Origin of the sequence: Paenibacillus sp. Mc5Re-14 (genome assembly GCF_001049835.1) — a bacterium.
GTDB classification, from domain to species: domain Bacteria; phylum Bacillota; class Bacilli; order Paenibacillales; family Paenibacillaceae; genus Paenibacillus; species Paenibacillus polymyxa_C.
This window is the reverse complement of sequence record NZ_CVPD01000001.1, coordinates 2,998,964-3,022,910: the sequence shown is the minus strand read 5'-3', so window position 1 is coordinate 3,022,910 and position 23,947 is coordinate 2,998,964. Positions and strand designations below refer to the sequence as shown.

16 protein-coding genes are annotated in these 23,947 nt (G+C 44.8%); all 16 read right to left on the bottom strand.

Features of this window, described 5'->3' with window-relative positions; translation table 11 throughout:
- Positions 1-293 precede the first annotated feature (293 nt).
- Positions 294-1,640: an efflux RND transporter periplasmic adaptor subunit gene (locus tag BN1546_RS13765; RefSeq protein WP_090737968.1), complete on the bottom strand. Its 1,347-nt coding sequence runs from the start codon at positions 1,638-1,640 to the stop codon at positions 294-296.
- A 19-nt stretch (positions 1,641-1,659) separates the two neighbouring features.
- A complete protein-coding gene (locus BN1546_RS13760; protein ID WP_090737966.1) occupies positions 1,660-4,797 on the bottom strand; it encodes an efflux RND transporter permease subunit in 3,138 nt (1,045 codons plus the stop codon).
- A gap of 351 nt (positions 4,798-5,148) precedes the next feature.
- Positions 5,149-9,165, bottom strand: coding sequence for an S-layer homology domain-containing protein (locus tag BN1546_RS13755; protein WP_090737964.1), 4,017 nt, complete (start codon positions 9,163-9,165; stop codon positions 5,149-5,151).
- Between the two features lie 190 nt (positions 9,166-9,355).
- Positions 9,356-10,486 (bottom strand): glycosyltransferase family 4 protein, encoded by a 1,131-nt coding sequence (locus BN1546_RS13750; RefSeq protein WP_013373415.1) that lies wholly within the window; start codon positions 10,484-10,486, stop codon positions 9,356-9,358.
- Between the two features lie 137 nt (positions 10,487-10,623).
- On the bottom strand, positions 10,624-11,385 hold the full coding sequence (locus BN1546_RS13745; protein WP_090737963.1) for a WecB/TagA/CpsF family glycosyltransferase: 762 nt from the start codon (positions 11,383-11,385) through the stop codon (positions 10,624-10,626).
- Positions 11,386-11,393: 8 nt separating this feature from the next.
- Positions 11,394-12,530: a polysaccharide pyruvyl transferase CsaB gene (gene csaB / locus BN1546_RS13740; RefSeq protein WP_090739153.1), complete on the bottom strand. Its 1,137-nt coding sequence runs from the start codon at positions 12,528-12,530 to the stop codon at positions 11,394-11,396.
- Entirely contained in the window at positions 12,506-14,521 is a 2,016-nt protein-coding gene (locus BN1546_RS13735; protein WP_090737961.1) for a DUF5693 family protein, read from the bottom strand. The genes csaB and BN1546_RS13735 overlap by 25 nt, the downstream gene beginning before the upstream one ends.
- A gap of 260 nt (positions 14,522-14,781) precedes the next feature.
- Positions 14,782-16,500 carry a phospho-sugar mutase gene (locus BN1546_RS13730; protein ID WP_090737959.1) on the bottom strand — a complete coding sequence of 573 codons (1,719 nt, stop codon included), beginning with the start codon at positions 16,498-16,500 and terminating at the stop codon, positions 14,782-14,784.
- Between the two features lie 97 nt (positions 16,501-16,597).
- On the bottom strand, positions 16,598-17,044 hold the full coding sequence (gene fabZ, locus BN1546_RS13725) for a 3-hydroxyacyl-ACP dehydratase FabZ (RefSeq protein WP_013373420.1): 447 nt from the start codon (positions 17,042-17,044) through the stop codon (positions 16,598-16,600).
- A 900-nt stretch (positions 17,045-17,944) separates the two neighbouring features.
- Positions 17,945-18,157: a DNA-directed RNA polymerase subunit beta gene (locus BN1546_RS13720; RefSeq protein WP_007432733.1), complete on the bottom strand. Its 213-nt coding sequence runs from the start codon at positions 18,155-18,157 to the stop codon at positions 17,945-17,947.
- A gap of 10 nt (positions 18,158-18,167) precedes the next feature.
- Entirely contained in the window at positions 18,168-18,995 is an 828-nt protein-coding gene (locus BN1546_RS13715; RefSeq protein WP_040102708.1) for a flagellar hook-basal body protein, read from the bottom strand.
- 13 nt (positions 18,996-19,008) lie between these two features.
- Positions 19,009-19,893 carry a flagellar hook-basal body protein gene (locus tag BN1546_RS13710; RefSeq protein ID WP_013373422.1) on the bottom strand — a complete coding sequence of 295 codons (885 nt, stop codon included), beginning with the start codon at positions 19,891-19,893 and terminating at the stop codon, positions 19,009-19,011.
- Between the two features lie 123 nt (positions 19,894-20,016).
- Complete coding sequence (locus BN1546_RS13705; RefSeq protein WP_016324820.1) at positions 20,017-21,015, bottom strand: rod shape-determining protein; 999 nt, start codon at positions 21,013-21,015, stop codon at positions 20,017-20,019.
- Positions 21,016-21,186: 171 nt separating this feature from the next.
- On the bottom strand, positions 21,187-21,474 hold the full coding sequence (spoIIID, locus tag BN1546_RS13700) for a sporulation transcriptional regulator SpoIIID (RefSeq protein WP_013373425.1): 288 nt from the start codon (positions 21,472-21,474) through the stop codon (positions 21,187-21,189).
- 200 nt (positions 21,475-21,674) lie between these two features.
- A complete protein-coding gene (locus BN1546_RS13695) occupies positions 21,675-22,415 on the bottom strand; it encodes a M23 family metallopeptidase (RefSeq protein WP_013373427.1) in 741 nt (246 codons plus the stop codon).
- Between the two features lie 70 nt (positions 22,416-22,485).
- A complete protein-coding gene (gene spoIID, locus BN1546_RS13690) occupies positions 22,486-23,925 on the bottom strand; it encodes a stage II sporulation protein D (protein ID WP_090737956.1) in 1,440 nt (479 codons plus the stop codon).
- Positions 23,926-23,947: the final 22 nt, after the last annotated feature.

Below are 23,947 nucleotides of genomic sequence, written 5' to 3'. Positions count from 1 at the left end.
TCAAAAAAAATTTTATTTTTTTTGATTATGTATTCCGCTTTCCACAGTCATAATTATACTATTGAACCTGTTCCTCCGTCATCCTACAACTTTTACCTTCTCAACCTTAAATGTACAGGGGTATTTTCTGTACATTAATGAGGTCTTTAATGGAGTATATTCGTAACGAATAATCCATAGAATACATAAAGTACATAAAGACTATAGATTCCTTAGAAATCTAATACTCTAATACACTTTAAATAGTAGAAATGACGGAGAACAGCAATATAATGTAAATATAACGAAACAAATTATTTTACTACATTAATCTTCGCGCCATCTGAAAGCAAACTTACGCCCTTAACGACGACATTTTGTCCCTCAGTGAGCCCCTTGGTGACCTCAACCTGTTTGGCACTTTCCTGGCCTGTCTGCACTTCTACCCTCTTAGCAACAGTACCTTCCACTACATATGCATACTTCTTCCCTGCCTGCTCTGTAACGGCATCCTGCGATACTAAAATGTTTTTAGGAGCTTCTGACTTCATATATACAGTTACAACCATCCCTGATTTTAATTCACCAGAACCATTTGGAACCGAAATCTCGACAGGATATGCCTTGAGATCATTATCCATTACCGGATTGACAGCCGATACTCTGGCTTCAATGCGCTTATCCAACGAGTCCACACCTACAGTTACAGATGAACCCACCTGCATCTTCAGAAGCTCCGATTCAGAAACGTTGACCTTAGCAATAATAGGATTGGTATTCGCAATTGTAACAACTGCAGATTGCGCACTAACCATTTGCCCTTGGACTCCTGTTACTACCGATATCGTGCCGGAAATCGGAGCTTTGACTACAGCATCCACCAGTTGGCTACGTGCTGTGTCTAAACTGGCTTTAGCTTGATTTACAGAAGCACGTGCTACGTCTATGCCCGTTTTTTGTTGTGCAAGACGCAATGATTTCTGGGCATTATTATATGTGGTTTGCGCACTTTCCTTGGATGTTTGTGCATTGTGGAGCGCAATCTGAGCATTCTCCACCGCAGTTTGAGCCTTTCTATACGCTATTTGGGACTGCTCTAACTCGGATTGAGATAGAGCGCCCGCACTAAACAACTGTTGGTTGCGATTAAGCGTATTTTGTGCATCACGCACGGAATTCTGAGCATCGATCAGACTGGTCTGAGCTTGTGTAATGGAGTTATCTTGCTGTACAAGCGCACTTTTGGCTTGATCCACACTGGACTCCGCCTGTTGCACAGATTGTGCTGCGCCTGACTCAGCCTGTTTTAAGTTGGCCAAGGCAACCTGGTACGATTCCTGAGATTGCTTAATCGAGTCCTGAATATCCTTTTGGTCTATAGTAAACAATGTATCGCCTTTGTTTACTTTTTGCCCCACTGTAAGATTGATACTTTGAATTTTTCCGCTAATTTTCGGAGATACTTGAGCCGTCTCTTTCGGAGCAAAGCTTCCAATAATACCGGTTGAGTCGTTAATACTGCCTTTAGCCGCTTTTGCCACTTGGACTGGGATCGCCTTCTGCACTGAAGCTGGCGCAGTGGGGGCCTCCCCCCCACCACAGCCTGCTAATGCAACTGATAAAAGCAAAGTTGTGGCAATCAGAGCACTTTTTTTATTCATTATGTTTCTCCACCTCACCTTATATATGAACACTTTTTTGTAGTTTCGCTTCTTTTTTCAGTTGTCTCTTTTCTTGTCTTTTCAATTTGCGATTTTTACGTTTTTGAATGATATTGTCCAAAATAACATAAACAACCGGAATAAGAATCAGCGTGACCAAAGCTGCGAAGGATAACCCGAATACAACAACAACCGCCATAGGAGCTTGTGTCTCATTACCGTCACCTTTAGCAAATGCCATAGGAATCAAAGCAAGTACGGTAGCCAGCGTTGTCATCAAAATCGGACGCAACCGCTCAGATGCCCCATGAATAATAGCTTCATCTCGATCTTCGCCTTCTTTTCGAAGCTGAATAATGAAATCAATCATGACAATTGCATTATTTACGACCAAACCGACGAGCATGATGTAACCCGTAAAAGCCGAAACACTGAGACTCGCTCCCGTTACCACTAGACCGATAAGTACACCGATTAACGTAGGCGGAATCGAAAACATAATAACAAACGGTGTGAGCAGAGATTCAAACTGTCCTGCCATAACCATATAAATCAGAACTACAGATAGCAGAATAGCTATCCCTAAGTTTATAAAAGACTCCATCATTTGTTCACTTTGCCCGCCACCCGTATCTGCACTATAGCCTTCTGGGAAGTGAGTACTCTTCAAAAGAGCATCTATTTTCTGTTTGACGGTTAGAATGTCCCCTGATCCATCAATATCAGCAGAAATCTGTACTTGACGTGTCTGGTCTTCACGGGTGACACTATCCGGTACAGCGCGTTTATCAATACTTGCTACCGAAGATAAAGGCACATCAATCCCTTGTGAAGTGGTAATACGTAATGCTTTCAAATAGGACCAGTCATGTCGATCCTGCTCAGGCAGAGATATTTTCACATCGATTTGATCATCACCTGTGCGATAGCTTGTTGCAACAGATCCATTAAAGGAAGTATTTACAGCAGATAAAATTTGGGTTGCTGATAAGCCATATTGACTAGCAAGTTCTCGATTAACGGTAATCTCATATTCTTCGCGAACCGCATTCAAAGAACTTTTTACATTGACCGTTCCCGGTATGTTCTTTACGCCAGCAACGAGATTGTCGGAGAGTTCCCTCAAGACATCCATATCGTCGCCTTTCAGATTAATGTTAACAGCTGCTCCAGTCGAAAGACCTGTTGCGGACGCCAGTGTAATCTCTGCATCCGGAATACTATCAAATTTCTTACGAAGGCCTTCAACTATAACATCTGTTGCCTGATGGCCATCCTTCAGCGTTACACTTAGTTGTGCCGAATTGGATGGAGCCGCCCCTGAGTAACCAGAAAGACCACCAGAACCAACAGTCACTGTCATTTTGTCCAGATCAGGAACTTTCAAAATTTCTTTTTCTATACCTTGAACAACTCTTTCAGTTTCCTCTAGAACTGTTCCATTAGGAAGTTTCACTGTAACTGAGAATTCCCCAGTGTCGGATTCAGGAATAAATTCAGCCTTAACCATAGAAATCAGAGCCCCAGCTGCCACAAACATTAATACAGTAATAATTAAAACAGATTTTCGATGATTAATTCCCCACTTCAGTACACGGCGATAGCCACCCTTAAATTTCTCAAATCCAATATTAAACCACACAATAGGGTTAATACCTTTATAAGTACCTGAAGAATATATAGATTCATCCGGTACGGTAGGCAACCAACGTGAGCCCAACATCGGCACAATCATAAGGGATACGAGCAAGGCTGCTATATGAGAAAAGATAACAGTTAATGCCAACGGTTTAAACATAACTCCAGCAATACCATCAACAAAGACAACTGGTAAAAATACTACAATCTGTGCAAGTGCAGATGCCATAACCGCATTGCCCACTTGCTTGGAGCCATCAATTGCCCCTTGTAGCATACTTTTCCCTTCATGTCGCTGCCTAAAAATATTTTCAATGATTACAACGGCAAAGTCGACAAAGGATCCTAACCCTAGAAGCAAACCGCTCAATGAAATAACATTAATGGTTTGTCCAGTGAAATACATCATCATAAACGTTGCTACGAAGGAAATTGGAATAACGATCGCAGCAATAATAGTAGAACGTATACTGTTCAAAAATAATAGCAACACAATAGCTGCGATAATAAGCCCCAATATAGCATGTTCTATTAGTGAGTGTACGGAGTCTCTAATAGGCTTGGAAGCATCAGTTACCATCTCCAATTGTGTTCCAGGAGGCAGGTCCTTCCGTATCGAATCCAAACTTTCCTTCACAGAATTAGCGATTGAAAGAGTATTTCCACCAGTAGCCTTAGTAACAGAAATATTAATACTTGGCTTCCCATTATAGGTAGAAATAGTGGTGACTTCTTCTACGGAGTCTTCAACTGTCGCGATATCCTTCAATTTCACGCTTCCCTTACCTACAGGGATTGGCGTTTCGCCCATTTCTGAAACAGCTTTATATTCACCTTGAACGCGAAGTTGAATTTGTGTATTACCACGATATACAGAACCCGCAGAGCCAGCAACATTATTAGCCGATAGGGCCTGGCGAATTTGATCCAGCGTAATGCCATAGCTTTGAAGCTTGGCCTGATCTACAGTGATCTTTACGAGTCGTTCTTGACCACCTGACATGTTGGCTGCAGCTACTCCCGCAATTCTTTCAAGCCGCGGCTCGATAATATCTTCAGCAATAGGCTTCAGCTTGTTAATATCCTGGTCTCCTGTAAAAGCGAGGGTAATAACTGGCGTTGCATTGAGGTCCACTTTTAGAACACGCGGCGAATTTGCCGTGTCTGGAAGAGATCCTCTAACGGTATCAACTTTATCCCTCATGTCGAGGGTTGCTTGGTTCATATCTACTCCCCAGTTAAATTGAATCATGACCATAGATGATCCTTCTGAAGACTCGGACGTGATTGTATCCACGTTCTCGATAGAAGCCAAACTCTTTTCAATAGGTTTAGTAACCAATTCCTCAACCTCAGTAGGCGTTGCATTTGGAATACTGGTCACCACTGCAGCGTAAGGCAGCTTCATATCTGGCATATACTCGACAGGAAGCCTTAACGCAAAAATACCGCCCCCGATTAACAAAGCAATAATTAACATAAATACTGTTACAGGACGGCGTATTGAAAACTGAGACATCTCATCACTCCCCACTCACTTCTCTATGTAATATTTAAGCACACACATCCTCTACTACGATGAAATAGGCGTAAAGTTTCAGATAAATGCGCAAAAAAACATATACAAAAATAATAAACACATTTTGAGATAAATTCTTAAAAAAAAAAGCAATTAATACACCCATTTAAGGCAAAGCTAAATAAAAATGCCGTAATGCTTCTCCAAAGTTTTCATCTCATTGATATTATGGCATAGGCCCGTAATTCCAGTCAAATAGCTGATTTATAAAAAACATCCCTCTCATGTATATGAAAGGGAATTTCCATTTCTCATGGAGGGATGTTTAATAATTTCAGGTTGTTGGAAGGATTAAATTTTAGGAAGCAGTTTTTTATCAGCCATAACTTTAGCTACAATAATGGCTGCATCTCCGCGCAAGGTCAAGGATGTAGGGTTAAACATATATCCTTTTTTCAGATCACTTGCGTCTACAGGCGACCCTGTGATAAAGCCTTTCTTAGCAATAGCCAATACAGATGCTTGTGCGTAGTAATCGATCTTGTCCGCATCTTTAAAGGTCTTGGACAGATTTTTCATGATCTTGTCATGATCTGTTTCCAGCTTCAAATTCAATGCCTTGGCGATAATGACTGCTGCATCTTGACGTGTGATTACATCTTCCGGCATAAAGATTCTTGGTTGCGAACCTTTGACAATACCGGCACGCGCAGCTGTTTCAATATAACGATAATCGTAGAGCGCATCTGCGGATATCGTATTTGGAATAGACACGTCGTCGAAATGCTTCGCTCCACTGAAATTAAGCGGAATTTGCAGACCTTTGACAATCATCGACGTGAATTCGCCTCTTTTAATGTAGCTGTCAGGTCCAAAGCTATTAATTGGATCCATTGGGTTCATGACACCTTTGGCCAAGATAGCTTCGATATAATCTCTAGCGTATTTGTGCTTAATGACATCACTATACGTTTCCCCAACCTTAGCGACTACATAGTATCCGAAACGGTCAAATGGTACTTTAATGGTATGCTTCTTCGGATCCACCACACCACCAATGTTCTGCCAATCCTTCAAATCAGGATCAAAAAAGAACACTGTCATTTGTTTCCCTGCATCCTGAGCAATACTGCTATCATACGTCAGCGTCAATGTAGCACGCTTGGAAGGTACTAGCTCGTTAGATGGGTCACGCCAGTAGAAGTTTTTGATCTTGCTACTGTCATTTTGCGATTTGTTTGCCAATTGATATGGATCAGCACCATACGTTACCGGATCGTAAGCATCTGTTTTGATATCATCTGCTGTGCCTGGGTCAATCCAGAATACTGGACTGGACTTGGTAAAGCGACTTGGGAAATCTCTGTTGAAGTATCTACTTCCATCTGCAATCAAGCTCCGCATGTCGGACAATGCTTTTTCAGTTTCAAATTCATGACGGTCTACCACACCATCTTCGCTATTCGCGATCGCAAAGTACAAAGTGTGGCCAGAGAAAACCTGGTTTTTGAATTGCTGTGGTTGATCGTAATCCCGACGAATCAGGCTCGTTCCCTTCGCGAACGCAAGTGTAAGATTGCCATCGAACACTTTGTGCGATGTTTTCATCGCTTCCATGTACTGCTCGCCAGGAATATTAGTAGGCACATATTTAACAGTAATGGTCTGTTTTAATTTTTCCTTGCCTACTGTAACCACTACATCAATTTTATTATCTTTGTTGGCTTTTAGACCTGTAACGATGGCTTTGTAGGTTGATGGGTAATCAACAGTACCATCGTAATCAGAATCAAAACCTTCTTGAACTGCTTTCTCCTTACCTACCATAACACTATCTGCATTACCTGCGTTCACAACAACTTGCACAAAGTTTTGATTCACGATTCTTTTTTCAGGAAGCGGACGCAAGATATCAAAAGATGTAGATTGACCGGATACTTGCAGTCGGAAAGTAGCAAACGGTCCGCTCTTGCCGCTGTTGTACAAGGTAATGTTATAAGCTACTGGCGTTCCATCTTGCGAAATAGTTTGGTTTTTCAATACAAAACTGAAATACTTTTTGTCCGGATGGTAGTATACGAGCAGGTCTTTCAAATCTTTGCTTGTAAACTTATCCGTAGTAGCACCAGAGTTGTATGCCGTTTTGGCATCTTCCGCTGAGAAGAACTCGTTATTCAGCGTCCAGTTTACCTCACTGTCGTCCGAACCTTTAATTTCTAAAATGTATTGATCTTTATTGGCAATATCACTTAACGAACCACTCACCTGATCCGCTTTACCCAAATCAGCAAGACTGAAAGTACCAAAGATATTGATATTTTTCAGCGATGTATTGTAGTTAGTGTCATCTACTTTAGTGAAGTTTGCATCTTTTGATTTCGGTGCAATTTCGCTATATTTCGGCGTATTGCTCAGACCGCTAACGGGTGTAAAAGGAATAATTCCTTGTGTGTTTGGAACAGGAATTACTGGAATATTCGTTTGTGTAAAGTTTACTTTTACCGTATTGCTATATTCAATACCTGGCTTAAACACAAACTTGATTTCATTATTTCCGTTTGCCAGTGCGTTGGCAGCCGCTGTTTCCGAGGAAGCAGCCAACTTAAAGTTCGCTCCTGAGCCATCAAGATCAACTAATACGTTGTTCACATACAAGAATACATTTCGGTTACTGCCAGTGTAGTGAATATCCGCAGCATTACTCACGTCCAGCAATTTACCTTTAAAATAACCCAATTGATTCAGTTTGTACGTATTTAAGTTTGCACTCGATGTATTCAACGGAATTTGTTGACCATCATAAATGGTATCGTATTTCATGAATGGACCCTGTAATAAATTAACAGTTGCCTTGATCAATTTACTTGAGTCACCATTCAGGTAAAAATTTAGTACGTTTTGTCCTTCTTTAGGCAAAGTATCTACGTAAGCAACAATTTTTTTCACTTGTGTTGACTTACCATTAATTGTCCGAATCACATCTTGGGGTGAACCCACGGTATGAACCGATACACCAGAAAGCTCGTTAATTGAGCTAGGCGTACCATTAACAATGATAAACTCCATACCTACAGGCACTGATGGAGCATCAGTAGTCTTGTTCTTCATAGAACTTCCTGTTAATTTCATGGCTTCATCTATGGCAGCTGCTTGATCAGACCCGCTACCCTTGATTCTATTCAACAGCTGATTATTAAGATCCGGGAGAAAGTTCACGTCATCAATATAAGGCTGTGTGCTGCTGCGCAATGTAAATTGAACCGCAGATGCATTGGAACTCGTTCCATTTGCAAAACCTACACTCAGAGATGCACGAATCAAGTGGTCGGTTACGATGCCATCAGGCACTGTTACCTGGAACGGATATAATTTGTAACCAGTAGATGTAACAACATTTGCTGTATCAATCGTAGCATCAATTCCATTGGTATCACCAATTGCGCTACCGTTATTGCTTACGTCCGTAAATCTAGCATTAATTTTGCTCACTACTGGATCAGTTGCTCCGGAAGGAACCAGAACATTACCTTTCAAAACCACACCACTCGTAGACGATACAGTAAAGTCAGGCGAAGTCGTCAGATCAGCAGACACATTTCCGTCCTTGTTCAAAGTCAGATCAGAAAATTCAGGTTTACCCGTATAAATCGTGATTTCACGCGTAACCGTAAGAGCCTGAGTTCCGTTACCCACTTTAATCGTCACTATATTTTTACCCGGGCTGAGTACAACACTTCCTGTTAGCTTATAACTGGTATAGGAGTTAACAGTATACGTATTGCTACTTTTTGTAGAAGTAAGCGTTACACTGTCAGCATTAGGCGCCGTACCTTGAATGACTACTTTCACATCATCCGTACCGCTATTTCGTGCGTCTGTCAGTACCGCCGTCTGATTCTCTACTAACTGCTGGGTTTCACCATTCAGTGTGGCAGACAGATCATACAGCTTGGGTCCATCCTGATACTCAATATAAATGGAGTCCTTCATTTCAGCCGAATTTTGACTACTTTGGAATGTAATTCGGTTCAAACCAGGAAAAAGTTTAATGTCTGAAATTTGAATCGTAGAGCCATTGACCGTAATTCCGCCCTTTTGACTCTCATTTTTATTAACTACGTTAAGGTTTGTTCCATTTTTAGAGAGTTGGAATACACTATACGATATAGTACTTCCATTCACTCCGTTAATCGTACCGTTAACTGTAACACGGTCAGTGTTTACCATTCTGGCCGAATCCGCATCATATTTTTCATTTGGAAAAATGAAATAAGTTCCTGTCGCAGCATGAGCCGTACCTACCAGGGCCGCCGGCACCAAGCCAATGATGAGACCAACCGTCAGCAACATGGATAGCAATCGTTTCAAATCATTGTCCTCCTTTGATTCTGTCGCACCTTGGGGTACGTAATCATTCATTACTTTTTTTATCGGTAGCAAACATACAAAAAATTAGTAAATTCTCAAAAAAGGAGGGAGTTTTTTTACAGCAAACATCAAAAAAGCCTTCAAACCTGCGGTATACCGCTAAGCTTGAAGGCTTACATTTAAATTAAAATTATAATTTCGATCGCGTCTGGGAATCTGGTTTAGCCAACAACCGAATTAGTGTGTTAAGAACAGGACGTTTAGTTTTGCCAACGAGACCAATAACTTCTGCTCCGATCTGTAGGAAGAACATCATGATACATATCACGACAAAGGTGACCCAGTTTGCTTCATTAAGCGCAGCCGACGATTGGATAACGGCTAATATACCGAAAAATACAGCAATACCGTAGATAATCAACACCGTCTGTCTGTGACTGAAGCCTAGTTCGCGCAAGCAGTGATGCAAATGGCCTTTATCCGGTGAGAATATCGGTTTTTTCTGCAACTTGCGACGAATAATAGCAAAGAATGTATCTGACAAAGGTACACCGATAATAATCAATGGCGTAATAAATGATACGATAGCAATTTGCTTGAAACCAAGCATTGAAAGCATAGCTAGAGAGAAACCTAAAAATAAGGACCCTGTATCACCCATAAATATTTTTGCAGGATGAAAGTTAAAAAATAAAAATCCGATAATACTACCTAACAGCACAAGGCAAAGCATTGCCACCATGTAATTGCCCATTAGTAGTGACATCACAGCGATCGTTCCAATCGCAATTCCTGAGACACCTGCAGCTAGTCCATCCAGACCGTCAATCAAATTGATAGCATTGGTCACACCTACGATCCAAAATATCGTAAGCGGAATGGAAATCCAGCTTTCTAAAGAAGAGTATGCATCCTGAAAAGGTACATTTACAAAATCCACACGAATATCAAAAGCAAACACGACCATACATGCCACGGCAATTTGAGCCAAAAATTTCAATTTTGCATTAAGATCAAAACGATCATCGAGAGCACCAATCAATGTAATCAGCGTACCGCCAATCAGAAAGGCTGCAATAAAGTTAATATCCCGCGAGGACAGCATTCCGTCAGGCACAAAAGGTAACATCGCCAATAAGGACAACAGAAATGCCAAGAAAATCCCCAGACCGCCAAGACGCGGCATAATTCGGGTATGTACTTTTCGGGCATTCGGCACATCGACGGCTCCAACCTTCACAGCGAATTTCTTGACAAGCGGCGTAAGTAACAGCGCAAGTCCCAGTGCCATGATGAAACCAATAATATAGATCAATAACATTTGATCATTCGACCCCCAATTTTAAAGCAATGCCTTTTCAGATGTAACCGCATTGAATTATACTCTGATCAAAAATAAATACCAAGCCTCATATTCTGGCAAATTAGCGGGTTTTAAAGGCAGATTCAAGCTATTTATCACACTTTTGTGACGTTTTCTTTTTCACGCATCACTTTCACTGCGAATTTCGGCAACGCAAGCATTCTTTTATAACGACTAGGCTCTTTTATGAGTCTATATAACCACTCAGCTCGTAGCTTTTGAAACAGTTTAGGTGCGCGTTTTGTTTTTCCTGATATAACATCGAAACTACCGCCGACCCCCATCATCACCGGTACACCCAGTTGTTCCTTATATTTACCAATCCAAGGTTCCTGCGTATCAGCTCCACGCGCTACAAACAACAAATCAGGGTTCGCTTCACGAATAGCCCTAATCACCGCTTCATCCTCGTTAGGACCAAAAAAACCATCGCGCTTGCCACAAACCGTAATTCCAGGATAAAGCTCCTGTACCCGCTGAGCGGTCGCTTGAATCACTTCAGGCGTTGATCCAAGTAAATAAACTTTCCAATGATAGTTTTCTCCAGCTGCGAGCAATTCATGTAACAAGTCAAAACCTGCCACCCTCTCGGGTACAGGATGTCCAACATAGTTTGCTGCCCAGACCACACCAGTTCCATCTGGAACAATCAACTCTGCCTGTTTCATCACATTCATATACACTGGATCTTCCAATGCAGCCATGACCATAATCGGATTGGCAGTGATCACTTGATGGGGGCGGCGAGACTTCACCGCCTGAATTAATACATTTAATGTACCTTTCATATTAAGCCTTGATACCTGAACACCGAAAATCGGGACGGTAGGCACACTCGTAACCTTATCAACTGTCACTGTATCCATCATCCTTTGCGACACAAGTAATTAACGATATGCTGTGCTGGTAAGCGAGCCTCACTTTTTAACAAAGCAATTGCTGCCCCTTGGCTCTCGATCCATTGACTACGCTGATCCAGCAGCCGCATAGACTCGTTAGCCAGCCTTTGCCCATCCAGTGCATCTGTAGTACCTACAGGCTGGCTACCAACACGGCTGAGGAAATGATCAATTTTGGGATCGTAAGATATACCCAACGGGGGCACTTGATGGGACGCTGCATAGATTAAGCTGTGCAGCCTCATCCCGATCATCAAACTGCATCTGCTGACCTCCAAAAGCATCTGTTGAGGGTCGGTAACTTGGTCACACATGCTGACAAGGCTCCCTGTCCCCCTAATATCCCCCAACAAATCCATTACCATCCTTGAAGCCTGTACGTCGTCAGGTAAATGGAATGGTAAGAAACGCAAGTGAACACGGCGTTCCTCAGCTAATCTTTTTAAGCCATCTGCAATAGCCGTTAAATCGCGTTGTTCCTTATCCCAGTAGCGTACAGACACGCCAACGACTGGGAGTTTATCCCCATCAGCCTCAGTTGCAGCATCATGCAGCTCGGAACCGGAGGGCAAAGGAAGCCCCATTACAGGATCAGGAACAACCTCGACAACCGGACGTTTCAGTTTCATGGTACTCAGCAAAGCAGCAGATTGCTCATCTCTGACGGAAACATATTCACAGCGTTGAAATACAGATCGGATCATAGGATAAAATATCTTCCGTTGTACTGGGCCCATGCCCTGAGCGTATACAAACGTTGGCTTTCCAGCCCATTGAGCCAGTTTCAGAATCGCCAGATAATACGGAATGCTTTTAGGGCTTGTAGCATCCTGGAGCAGACTCCCGCCGCCACTAATGAGCCCGTCACTGTTTTTAATCGCTCTCCGCACTTCCCCCAGGCTCATTCGCGGAACAGCTTCTACTCCGTACATTTTCTGTGTCCAAGCAGGGTCAGAAGATAGAACAACAGGCTTGACCGTAATCCCCGCCTGACGGCTTTCCTCTTCTAAAGCAGTCAAAATCGACTTGAGCACCGCTTCATCCCCACTATTGCGAAACCCGTAATAACCCGAGATTATTATCGTTTTAGCTGTGGTGACCATTTCTTCCAACATCCTTCCAGCACTTGCCACACGACAATTGCGATGATTCCCAGCACCAATCCAAGTCCCAATCCCAACAGCCCACGACTAAGCGAGAGTGCAGCTGGAGAGTGAATGTGAGCAAAGGTATCGACCATCGAGGCTTGACCAATAGCAGCTATGATCAGCAAATAGATTGCTTTGCGATATTTCAAAGCCAGGAATGCCCCTGCAATAAACAGTGGATGAGCCATTAAGAATTCCTTATTGCGCGGACGTACACCAAACGCATTCTCCAGGAAGTTACGGAAAACCAGCTCGGTGTTCGACACCGTACCTGCGTTTCCAGTACGAGTCAAATAGTAGTAGCCTGCCGCGGCGATAACAGCCAGTGCAATAACCCACAATACAGTAATCGGCATACGTAACAGTTTGGAGATTTCCTCCCGTATAGAAACGCCACGATAAAAGAAAATATAAATCGCCGCCAAGAAGATCGGCAGAATGTGAAGCAAACTTACACCTCTAAATTGGTTTAGCACCAGGCTGTAGGCAATGCTGTTCAACAGCGCAATAACAAAAGGCACTGCAGCCAGTGACAAGATCGCTGTCTGTACGTACAGTATAAGGGTGCGAGTCAATCGTTGACCTACAGAAAGTTCAGGCTCCTGTTCACGTTTAATTCTGATCGTACGCACTGCAATGATCATCGCAACCGTAGGTCCGCTAATCGCTGCAAGCAGCGCCAAACCTTGTTCCATCAAGCTGGAGTTCAAAACATAAAGCCCAGCAGAACCAACCAAACCGAGTGCAAATGCCAGCAAAGTCAATGCCGGAACGAAATAGGACACCATAATGGAGAAGAAAGCTAGCGCACCCAGTACGACGATCATTTTGAGATAGCGCTGAATGGAGGAATCGACCACTTGGAACGGTTCAGCTTGTCCAAGTTCAAACCCTTTTTTCTCCATTCGTTGTACAGCGTTGCCCGGTTTGTCTAAGCTGTGGATCAGGTTATCAACCGAGTCTTTCACCTTGGCCTCAGCAACACTGCGGCTAGGCGCGGTATTCAGATACAACATGCGAATATTCCGATCCTTGGTGGCGAGTGCAAAACGATCGGCCAACGTTTCCACATCGAGTGTTGAATCTTTATCACTTAGTGAGTATAGACGCACAACATTATAGTGGATATCGTAAGCGAGCTTATTGAAGCCTGCCTGCGGTTTCTTTAAGTTTTCGATAGCAGCTAGGCCGATATCGTATTTGTTCAGCAATTTAGCAAATGCCGCTAAGCTATGCTCTTTCTCGTTATCAGTAAAGCCTTTGACTGAATCCCCTTCAAACAAAATGCGCTTTACACCATTTTGCTGAAAGGAAGCCAGCATCTCTTCCGTCAACTCCTGGTTATAGGGAAGGCTGTCACTCATGCGTGGAACAATAAAAAATCCTTTACTCCGGAGCTGCTTCATAGCAATCGGGTCAGGCTGCATAGGCTTGAGATACGCATCCTCTGGGGATGTTTCCACAACAAGCCCTTCCTGTCCCTGATAACTCCACGGCTTTACGTTGATGCCCAGACTTGTAAACGTACGTAAAATTAACGGCTTTAGTGCTTCAGCATTTTCTTTGTCAGCGAAAACAACGTACGTAAAATTCTCATTTGCAGGTGAAAGACGTTTTTCCAGATCCGCAACATTCTGAGTCGTATAAGTTACAATGCGGCCCGCTTTACGGAAATCATCCAACGTACTTTCATACATCGCCATGCTGTTCACACCAGCCTGTTGTAAGCGGTCAAGCTGCTCATTCAGATAGTCCTGCGGATGAGCCTGATACGAAGCCGCCTCCGTCAAATCCCGATAATCGAATACAATCTCTACTTTTTTACTCGAGGATTCTGTCTTTACACGATCGGCGATAACTGGAATGGAAGCCAGCAAGCCAACCGCAACCAGAATCCACAACCATTTTCGAGAAGCTGTATTCCAATACTGCCATTTCTGATACACCAAAGAACCTCCTTAATATTCGGGATTTTGCAAAATTCAATGCTGCCCACCTTGCCATTCTACTCTTGAGTAGGCCACTCATTGAATTTTGCAAAATCCTCCGTTGCCGGAATAAGCCTATTTTTCCAAAGCCTCTTCCAGGTTATTCTGCAATACAGAGAAATGACCTCCACGGCGTACTGCCCTTTGCCGTGAGAGGTCACCGATTACTTATTCCATATCTAATTACCTTAACCTATTCTATTATAAAGGGAATTTTCTCAAGCGTCTACGCGGGCCATAACAGCATCGACCAGCTGACCGATTCTTTGCTCCGCGTCTGACAGCGAGGAACCACGTACTGCAAAGTATACTTTGATTTTAGGCTCTGTGCCCGAAGGACGCAGGCAGAACCAAGAACCGTCCTCCAATAAAAACTTGAGTACGTTTTCCTGCGGAAGTCCGTCCAAGCCTTGCGAGTAGTCCAGTACTTTGTCTACCTTTACGCCTGCAATCTCTTGAGGTGCGTTGCTGCGCCAATCCGTCATTTTGCTCTGGATTTGCTCCACTCCATCCTTACCCTTGAGTGTACGAGACTCCAGCTTTTCAAGGAAGTAGCCAAACTGCTCGTATAGCTCTTGTAAAACATCATAGAGCGTCTTGCCTTGCGTGCTGTAATAAGCAGCAGCTTCGGCGATCAGCATGGCCGCCAAGACAGCATCCTTGTCACGTGCGTAATTTCCTGCCAGATAGCCGTAGCTCTCTTCATAGCCAAACAGGTAGGTATACTCGCCAGTTTGGTCAAACTGGTTCATTTTCTCGCCAATATACTTGAAGCCGGTTAGCGTGTTAAACACTGTTGCTCCAAAATATTCGGCAATGACTGCACCCATTTCACTAGTTACGATGGTTTTGATAACTGCACCATTATTCGGAAGCTTGCCAGTTTCTTTCAGTTGATTCAGCAAGTAGTAAACCATAATTGCGCCGGACTGATTACCGGACAATACCACATATTCGCCATCACGGTTTTTCACAACTGCCCCCATACGGTCAGCATCAGGGTCTGTTCCGATCAACAGATCTGCACCAATCTTCTCACCCAGCGCAATGGCCAGCTTGAACGCATCACGTTCTTCCGGATTAGGCGACTTAACGGTCGAAAATTCTGCATCTGGCTGCTCTTGCTCAGGCACAATATGCACCTGTTCAAAACCGATTTTCTCCAGTACACGACGAACAGGTATATTTCCAGTGCCATGAAGAGGTGTAAATACAACTTTAAAGTTCTTGCCTGGTCCAGCTGCAATCAGTTCTCGGTTCACACTCACACCGGCTACCGTATCCACAAACGCTTCATCTTCCTCTTCTCCAAGCCAAATCAACAATCCCTGTGCCTCTGCTTCTTCACGTGTCAGACTTTTGATGTCAGCAAAAGAAGGAACCTCACGAATATAGCCAATCACCTTTTCAGCCTGATCTGGAACAAGCTGGCCACCTTCATTATTGTATACCTTGTAACCATTATACTCGGGAGGATTGTGACTCGCCGTGACAACAATTCCTCCACTGGCTCCCAAATGACGTACACTAAACGAAAGCTGTGGCGTTGGACGCAAGGAAGGGAACAACTTAGCTACGATACCATTGCCCGCCAGCACCAAAGCTGCATCCAAAGCAAACTCTGGCGAAAAATGACGCGAATCATGTGCTATGACAACCGAAGGTTTGCCTTCTTTGCCAGCATGCTGCTCTAAAATATAGCGAGCGAGCCCTTGTGTCGCACGTCCGATCACATAACGATTCATCCGGTTACTGCCTGCCCCAATTACTCCACGTAGACCGCCTGTACCGAATTCCAGTTCTTTGTAAAAGCGATCCTCTAGTTCCTGGTCGTTGCCTTGCAATGCGCGCAACTCCTGTTTGGTTTCTTCATCAATATAAGGGTCTTGCAGCCAGCTCTCAATGCCTTCTAATGCTTTTTTACTCAACTGCGTCATACGGAATTTCCCCTCTCCATTTTTGGGTTGTCAAAACAGGATCTCTATGTACACATGCACTCGGTTCAGACGTCGTGCTTATGTCGGCAGGGCTTGTCTATTGAGGTGGGTCTGATAAAGCGAACATAATCTCGCCCTCAGCTACTACTGTATCGCCCACTTTCGCCGTAGCTTTCCCTTTACCAAAAGCACCTTTGGAACGAGTGATTTCCACTTCAAGTGTCAGCGTATCCCCAGGGACTACCTGTCCACGGAAACGGAAGCCGTCCAACCCTGCCAAAAAGCCGATTTTGCCGCGATTGCTCTCTAGGTGCAGTAATGCGACTGCTCCGACTTGAGCCAACGCTTCAGTGATCAACACACCAGGCATAACGGGATAACCCGGAAAATGTCCAATGAAATGGGGCTCAGTCATCGTTACATTTTTAATTCCTACTGCTCTTTTACCTTCCTCCAGTTCAATAATACGGTCCACCAACAAAAATGGCGGTCGATGCGGAATAATCTCCTGAATTTGATTAACATCCAATTGCAATTTGTCCATTTACCTTAATAACTCCTCTCGCTTGCAGATTTGACTCTGTTCAGCCAGAGTTACTGCAAGCATAATATTACCCCGCTAACGCTGTATAAAAACAGCTCATCACGGCAACAATGTTAGATATCCTTCACCTACTGCAGAAGTGAAGGTTGAGATAAGGGGCTTTTTCCGCCGGTTACGCAACCAGAGGCGAGAAGAAGCCCTTTTGCTCGTGCTTGGTTTTACCCCGTAGTGTTATAAACTCCCCATCATTATACATTCATCAGATGCAAAAAGAAAATTATGCGGAAGTACCATATTTGTTGCTCCTATTATGGGGGTGAAGCGAAGTTTCAATTTGAATCAAGGGGGACAGGCTGCGCGATTTATTTGATCTTCCGATCGCTGTTGCCCCTTAATTTTCTCATTCTACAAAAGCCTGTAAGGTTAAAATTTAGGGGCAAAGGCGAACGCTACCGCTTCTCCAGATTCAAATAAACCTCTCCGCCTAGTTACTTTTAGCTCAAAAAGAAAGCTCGCTTCAATAATACTCGCTTGTCGCGAAGAGCAAACAAAACAAACGAAGGCCTCTGAACGGCCTCAATTGGTTGCAATCCATACTCGCTACACTGGAGGGTTCTGCGGTGAAAACATAATAAAACCCTGCGCCACTGGCACAGGGTTTGTTTTTTTATTTACTACCCACAAAATAGCGGGTTGATTTACCTTTACAAAAGTGGACAATGGCGGGTAGCAGCGGAACGAAGGATTTGAATCTGGAGAAGCGTAAGTGTTCGCCTTTGCAACGGGATTTTTACATCTAAATAACTTAATAATATGAAAATTCCGTTGCAACAGCGATCGTAAGATCAAATCATTCGCGGAGCGACCTTCTCCCACCACAGTCACTTTTTTAAAAATAAATCAAGGCGCAAATATAAGATCAATGACATGCTGCCAGGTTTTCCATTCAAATACGCCTGCCAGCCCTTGCTTACCTACAATTACATATCCTGCAATTAAGCCGCCTAACAGCGAGAACAGGAGCAACAACGGAACTACGAAATAACGAGCAGTACGCCAGCGGGATTTAGTCTTTTCAGGCACCGGACGGGAATCAGATTGTTCTTCCTTCATCACCAAATCCTTAAGCCCTCAAATTATTGGCCAGGTTCATCATCGTATCGCTAGAGGTTAATGCCCGTGCCGCCATTTGATACATCCGCTGGACTTGCATCATATCCGTCATTTCGCCCGCTAAATCCACATTAGACTCCTCAAGATAACCGGAACGCACAGATACGTCCGTTGGAACAGCACCTGCCACCCCTGCTGCCCCGAATACATCGGCTTCTGTCACACCATTTGCTAACACAAACAGGTTATCATCCCGCTGTTGCAATCCTTCTGGACGCTGTACATCCATTAGCTTAATTCGCTGACCAACTGTCGGAGCGCCAGTTCCATTAGCACGAATCAGCAATTCGCCATCGGAGTTAATAGCTACTTTGGAACCCGCTGGCGCAGTCACAGGAATATCGTTATTATCCAGCACAGAATAACCTTCGGCAGTGGTCAACATCATCGTCTCATTATCATTCGGATCAGGAATAAAATGAAAGCTGCCGTCACGCGTCCAAGCTTTTTGCCCATTTCCCTGGATTTCAAACAAGGCATTCCCCTGGATCGCCAGATCCGTAGGAAGTCCCGTCTCCTTGAGCGGACCTTGTTCCATATTTTTCATAATTGCGTTTGTTTTGACTCCGTAGCCCAAATTATAGCCGAGCGGCATCGCCCGTCCATTTTGGAGATACGTTGAAGGCTGTTGCTGCACATTAGCCAATACATCTTCAAAGGAACCTTGTTTACTCTTATAACCAACCGTATTGACATTGGCGATATTATCGGCAATTAAATCCAAACGCTGCTGCACACTGGCCATAGACACCATTGCGCCAATCATGGAGTTGTTCATCACTTACCCCCTGTTATACACGGCCTACTTCGTTAACGGCCTTGTCCAAGCTTTTATCATAAAATTGAATAACCTTCTGATTCGCTTCATACGCTCTTAACGCAGCCATCATGTCCACCATCGACTGAGCAGCATCTACATTAGATACTTCCAGATAGCCCTGGCGAACAGATACAGTATCATTAGCGGTCATCATTCTAGCCGTAGCACCATCCGTATCATTCAGGCGGAAATTACCGTTGCCCTCACGAACGAGCTGGTACGGCCGATCAATCACACTAATTCCAAGCGTCGTTCCGAGCAACTGGTTGGATTGGCTGTCCACCAATTGACCCCGTTCATTTACTTTAAGCGCTGAGACAGACCCCGTCAATTGAATTGGGTTTCCATTCGTATCCAACACTGCTGAACCAGTCGACGAAAGTAATGCTCCCGTTCCATTTACTTGGAAATGCCCATCACGTGTATAGCGGACATTACCATTATTGTCCCGTACCGTAAAAAACGCTTCTGGACGATAGGTGACTTCACCGTTAGCATTGATGAATTTTCCAGCCTGATCAAAAGCCATAGGTCGACCAGTAGCCGGGTCGTTCACATTAATATTGGACTGTAACGCAAAATCCGTAGTTTGTCCACTATCCTTCAACGCTCCCTGAATGTAAGGAGAGAGGCTTTCCTCAGCAAAAACGCCAGTATTGAGCTTGCCGACCGTACGGTCCGGGTTATCAGGGTTTCCCCCCGTCATGGAAATAAGCATTTCGGGGAATGAGCGTTGAACGCTATTCTCCTGTTTATATCCCGTGGTATTCATATTAGCAATATTTTGCGTCACAGTGTCATGACGTCGTTGTTGTGTCATCATTCCGGCGGCCGCAGTATATAAACCTCTCAACATGTATCGTGCACCCCAATCCTATACTCTGCTCATCAATTATATGCTCGCATGGAGGCACTAAAGCCAAAATGCTAGGCAACCTGCCTGACCGCACACGAGTCTCTTATAGTCACTATCGGCAGATTAGAACTTTTTCTTAACCACATGATCCAAATTATCCAGCATAATTCCTGTACCTTTAACGACACAATGCATCGGATCTTCAGCAACCAGCACTGGAACACGCAATTCTTCAGCAAGCAGCTCGTCCAAACCGCTAAGCAACGCACCACCGCCAGTCAAAATGACACCACGGTCAATAATATCGGCTGATAGCTCCGGTGGGGTCTGCTCCAGTACAAACTTAGCTGCAGCTACAATCGCTGACACGGGATCTCTCAGCGCATCCTGCACTTCTTCCGCGGAAATACTTAACGTCTTGGGCAATCCGGATACCATATCCCGTCCACGGATGTCCATCTCAGCACGTCGTCCGCTCGGATGCACGGTTCCGATAGCAATCTTGATATCCTCAGCCGTACGTTCCCCGATGAGAAGCTTGTACTTCGTTTTTACATATTTCATGATGGCTGTATCAAATTTGTCCCCTGCCATTTTAATAGAAGAAGCTGTTACAACATCTCCCATAGAGAGGACTGCAACGTCTGTTGTTCCGCCACCGATATCTACGACCATGTTGCCGCTAGGCTCAAAGATATCCATTCCTGCCCCGATGGCAGCCGCTTTTGGCTCTTCCTCCAAAAATACTTCTTTCGCCCCGCTACGCTCCGCCGCTTCACGAATCGCTTTTTGCTCCACTGAGGTAATGTTCGTCGGCGCACAAATCAAAATACGAGGGTGGCTGTACCAGCTTTTTCCCCCTACCCGATTAATAAAATATTTCAACATCGCTTCTGTTACTTCAAAATCGGCGATGACACCATCACGCAATGGACGGATGGCTATGATATTACCAGGAGTACGTCCTACCATACGGCGCGCTTCTTCTCCGACAGCCAGAACTCTTTTTGTATCGCTTTCTATCGCAACAACGGAAGGTTCGTCAAGAACAACCCCCTTACCTTTGACGTGGATAAGCACGTTGGCCGTACCGAGGTCGATACCGATATCATTACTGAACATATTAAAAAGGCCCCCAAAGTGATATTTTAAAAAGCTAAGATTCGACAAGAAGCGGCAAATATATGTATAAACCTACGGTTACATGTCATTTTTCGTCTTGTACCATCTTTTAACATATCATACTTCAGGGGGTTGATTCAATGGCTTTGCCAGCCAATTCACTATATATTTTTAGGACTTGCCCGAAACAAGAATTCCCCTTCTTTTCCCACTCGTTTTTTTGTACTTAATTTTCGTCGCTTCACCCCCCCGCAGATGGCGGATGGATTTATGGTATTCGAGAATGTGCTTAACCTGATCGGCAAGATCCGGGTTAATTTCAGGCAGCCGTTCGGTCAGATCTTTATGCACCGTGCTCTTGGAGACACCAAATTCCTTGGCAATCGTACGGACCGTATTCCTTGTTTCCACGATACAGCGACCGATTTTGATGGTCCGTTCCTTGATGTAATCGTGCACGCTCCCGCCTCCCTACTGTGGATAGTTTGGTACATTATATGAGGAGCGTGCCTATATATTCGCGGTTTGGTGGGAAGACATGCTTCGGAAGGCCTATTTATTTGGCAAAAGCAGCTTATGTTTACCTCATGCGCTAAAACTACACAAGAAAAAAGCAGGGAATTTGAATTCCCCGCTTTGCATGCAAAGCTATGATCCATTTATTTTTTAGGAAGCAGACCTGCCGGATTCACCGGCTTGTCATCCTGGTACACTTCAAAATGCAGATGTGTTTTCAAATCCTTTTCAAGCTCGTTGCGACCTGCTGAAGCAATCACATCATTTTGTTTCACTTGATCGCCTTCTTTTACTTTCAGATCGCTCAAGCTTTGGTACACTGTTTTGAGATTATTATCATGCGTGATTTCTACGACATTACCTACCAGCGGATGTTGTTCCACACGAGATACTTTTCCACTCAGAGCGGCTCTCACTTCAAACGCCTGATCGTCGGACCGAGAAAGGTCAATCCCAGTGTTAGCGGTAAATGTTTTATCGTACTCTACCATAGCTGCCGCTTGCTCATCAGCTGTCGCGTTTTCGTCAAAGAAAGGCTTTACGACCTGCACTGCGCTAGCATCTGCCACCGGCCACGCGATATTTTCTGACTGAGCAACAACCTCCACACTTTCTGGTTGTTGTTCGTTAACATCAGTACTCACTGCGCTTGTGCTTTGTACCGATGGACTAGCTGGGTCAGGTTTGAAAGACTTCTGGCTAGCATCCTGATAGACCCACACTAAGGTTAGTATAATGGCTGCTGCGGCAATGTAGGCTGCCGGGTATGCCCACCTTTTGGACAACAGCTTTTTCCACGAAGACGGCCGTGAAGCTCTTCCACCCTGAAAGGTTTTGGGTGTATCTTCATGATTTTGGTTCTGGTTTTTATTTTGTTCACTCATTTGCTCATCACCTCAGTAACCAGTGTTACCGGGCGCAACTCTTTTATACTTCAAAGTTACGAAAAATTTACTAACTTAGAATACGAGAGGCATTCGCAAAAGAAATACCAGTATAATAGTGAAGAAGAATCTGAGTGGCGGTATGACCTTCCTTAGCCATTCCATTGGCTCCCCACTGGCTCATACCGACGCCATGGCCATACCCATAGGTTGTTATAGCAATCCGGTCCCCTTCGGTCTTCCACGTAAATTCAGCCGATCGTAGCCCTAGTTTGTTACGAATCTCCGGCCCCGTAAAGACCAAGCCTCCCACCTCAATCTTCTTGATGCGGTGTCCTTCTGTCTTGGAGAGTATACGAATCTCTGGCATACCCCCACCTCCAGTAGAAGCAGTGACCGCAGCACGACTCAATCCCAATCTATCGAACACGCTCTGACGGCTCAGTGTGACGGTTTCTGTAAAACGGGGGGCCAGTTGCTTGTCCCATGGACTAGACACACTTCGTAAATAGGGCACGGCCTTCGCCCATACATCCTCTGAATTTTCGGTATAGCCGTTGCTGGTAGAAAAAAAAGAAGCTGTAATGGGTTTACCCTCATATACCATGATTGTATCCTTGGTCTCGCGCACAGCCTGGCGAATTTTTGCCAGATCTGCGGATTTACCAGAACGCTCCCATTCTCTAGTAAGTTTAGCTTTGGAGATGTAAGCCTGGTGTTTAACGGTATCTGTCACATCTGCGCCCGCCGGGGCGCCGCTGGTGTCATCAGCCAACAAACGCCGGATAATGAACGTACGCGCGGCGATAGCCTGTGCTTTCAATGCCTCTTCCTCAAAGCTGGGCGGCATTTCAGCTGCTACTACGCCGACAATGTATTGCTCCAAAGGTAATGTCTCCGTCCGGCCAGTAGACGTGACGTACACCCGCACGTCCGGCTCTGCCGCGACTGGCACGCTACGCGCTGGAGCAGCGGGTACAGCCGGTATCGGCGGGACACCCGGCAGGCGCGTGACGGGTGCCTCGCTCTTTGCCGTCGTATTAGACTGCGCGGGTGCGGCTGTGCGGCTCCCAGTCGGCAAAGGCTGCGCCGCCTGGCGAGGCCATGCCATGAGTGCGGGCACAGCCATGGCAAGCACCAGCACCCCTGCCATGGCGGCAAATGGCAGCCATGGGCGGCGGCTGCCCCAACGTGGGGCTCGCCCGGCTGCAGGTCGCAGATGCGGCTGCGGTCCCCGCCGCCTGCTTGCGTCGTATGTGTTACCGGGCGATGTTCCAGCCTCAGGAAGCATCGTACCGACAGTGTGAGTAGTGGAAGTCAACGCTGTGGTACGCCGATTGGTCTTGGCGATAGTCGGAAATTCACCTGTTGATTCTGCATGCTGCTGCATAAGTTTATTTTTCTGCAACGAAGTTGCTATAGAGCCAGAGCTTTCCTCCGCAAGTGAGACCTGACGATGTTCCTGAGGATGATGAATTGGTATACGGATGCGAACCTGTGAATCTTTCATAGGCTGAAACCTCCATCAAAGG

Excerpts from the sequence above, each read along its gene's own strand:
- BN1546_RS13750 (WP_013373415.1), bottom strand. The coding sequence starts at position 10,486 with ATGTTATTGATCTATATTATTGGTTTCATCATGGCACTGGGACTTGCG.
- BN1546_RS13695 (WP_013373427.1), bottom strand. The coding sequence starts at position 22,415 with ATGAGTGAACAAAATAAAAACCAGAACCAAAATCATGAAGATACACCC.
- BN1546_RS13720 (WP_007432733.1), bottom strand. The coding sequence starts at position 18,157 with ATGAAGGAAGAACAATCTGATTCCCGTCCGGTGCCTGAAAAGACTAAA.
- BN1546_RS13715 (WP_040102708.1), bottom strand. The coding sequence starts at position 18,995 with ATGAACAACTCCATGATTGGCGCAATGGTGTCTATGGCCAGTGTGCAG.
- spoIID (WP_090737956.1), bottom strand. The coding sequence starts at position 23,925 with ATGAAAGATTCACAGGTTCGCATCCGTATACCAATTCATCATCCTCAG.
- csaB (WP_090739153.1), bottom strand. The coding sequence starts at position 12,530 with ATGGTCACCACAGCTAAAACGATAATAATCTCGGGTTATTACGGGTTT.
- BN1546_RS13760 (WP_090737966.1), bottom strand. The coding sequence starts at position 4,797 with ATGTCTCAGTTTTCAATACGCCGTCCTGTAACAGTATTTATGTTAATT.
- BN1546_RS13765 (WP_090737968.1), bottom strand. The coding sequence starts at position 1,640 with ATGAATAAAAAAAGTGCTCTGATTGCCACAACTTTGCTTTTATCAGTT.
- BN1546_RS13710 (WP_013373422.1), bottom strand. The coding sequence starts at position 19,893 with ATGTTGAGAGGTTTATATACTGCGGCCGCCGGAATGATGACACAACAA.
- BN1546_RS13705 (WP_016324820.1), bottom strand. The coding sequence starts at position 21,015 with ATGTTCAGTAATGATATCGGTATCGACCTCGGTACGGCCAACGTGCTT.
- BN1546_RS13730 (WP_090737959.1), bottom strand. The coding sequence starts at position 16,500 with ATGACGCAGTTGAGTAAAAAAGCATTAGAAGGCATTGAGAGCTGGCTG.
- fabZ (WP_013373420.1), bottom strand. The coding sequence starts at position 17,044 with ATGGACAAATTGCAATTGGATGTTAATCAAATTCAGGAGATTATTCCG.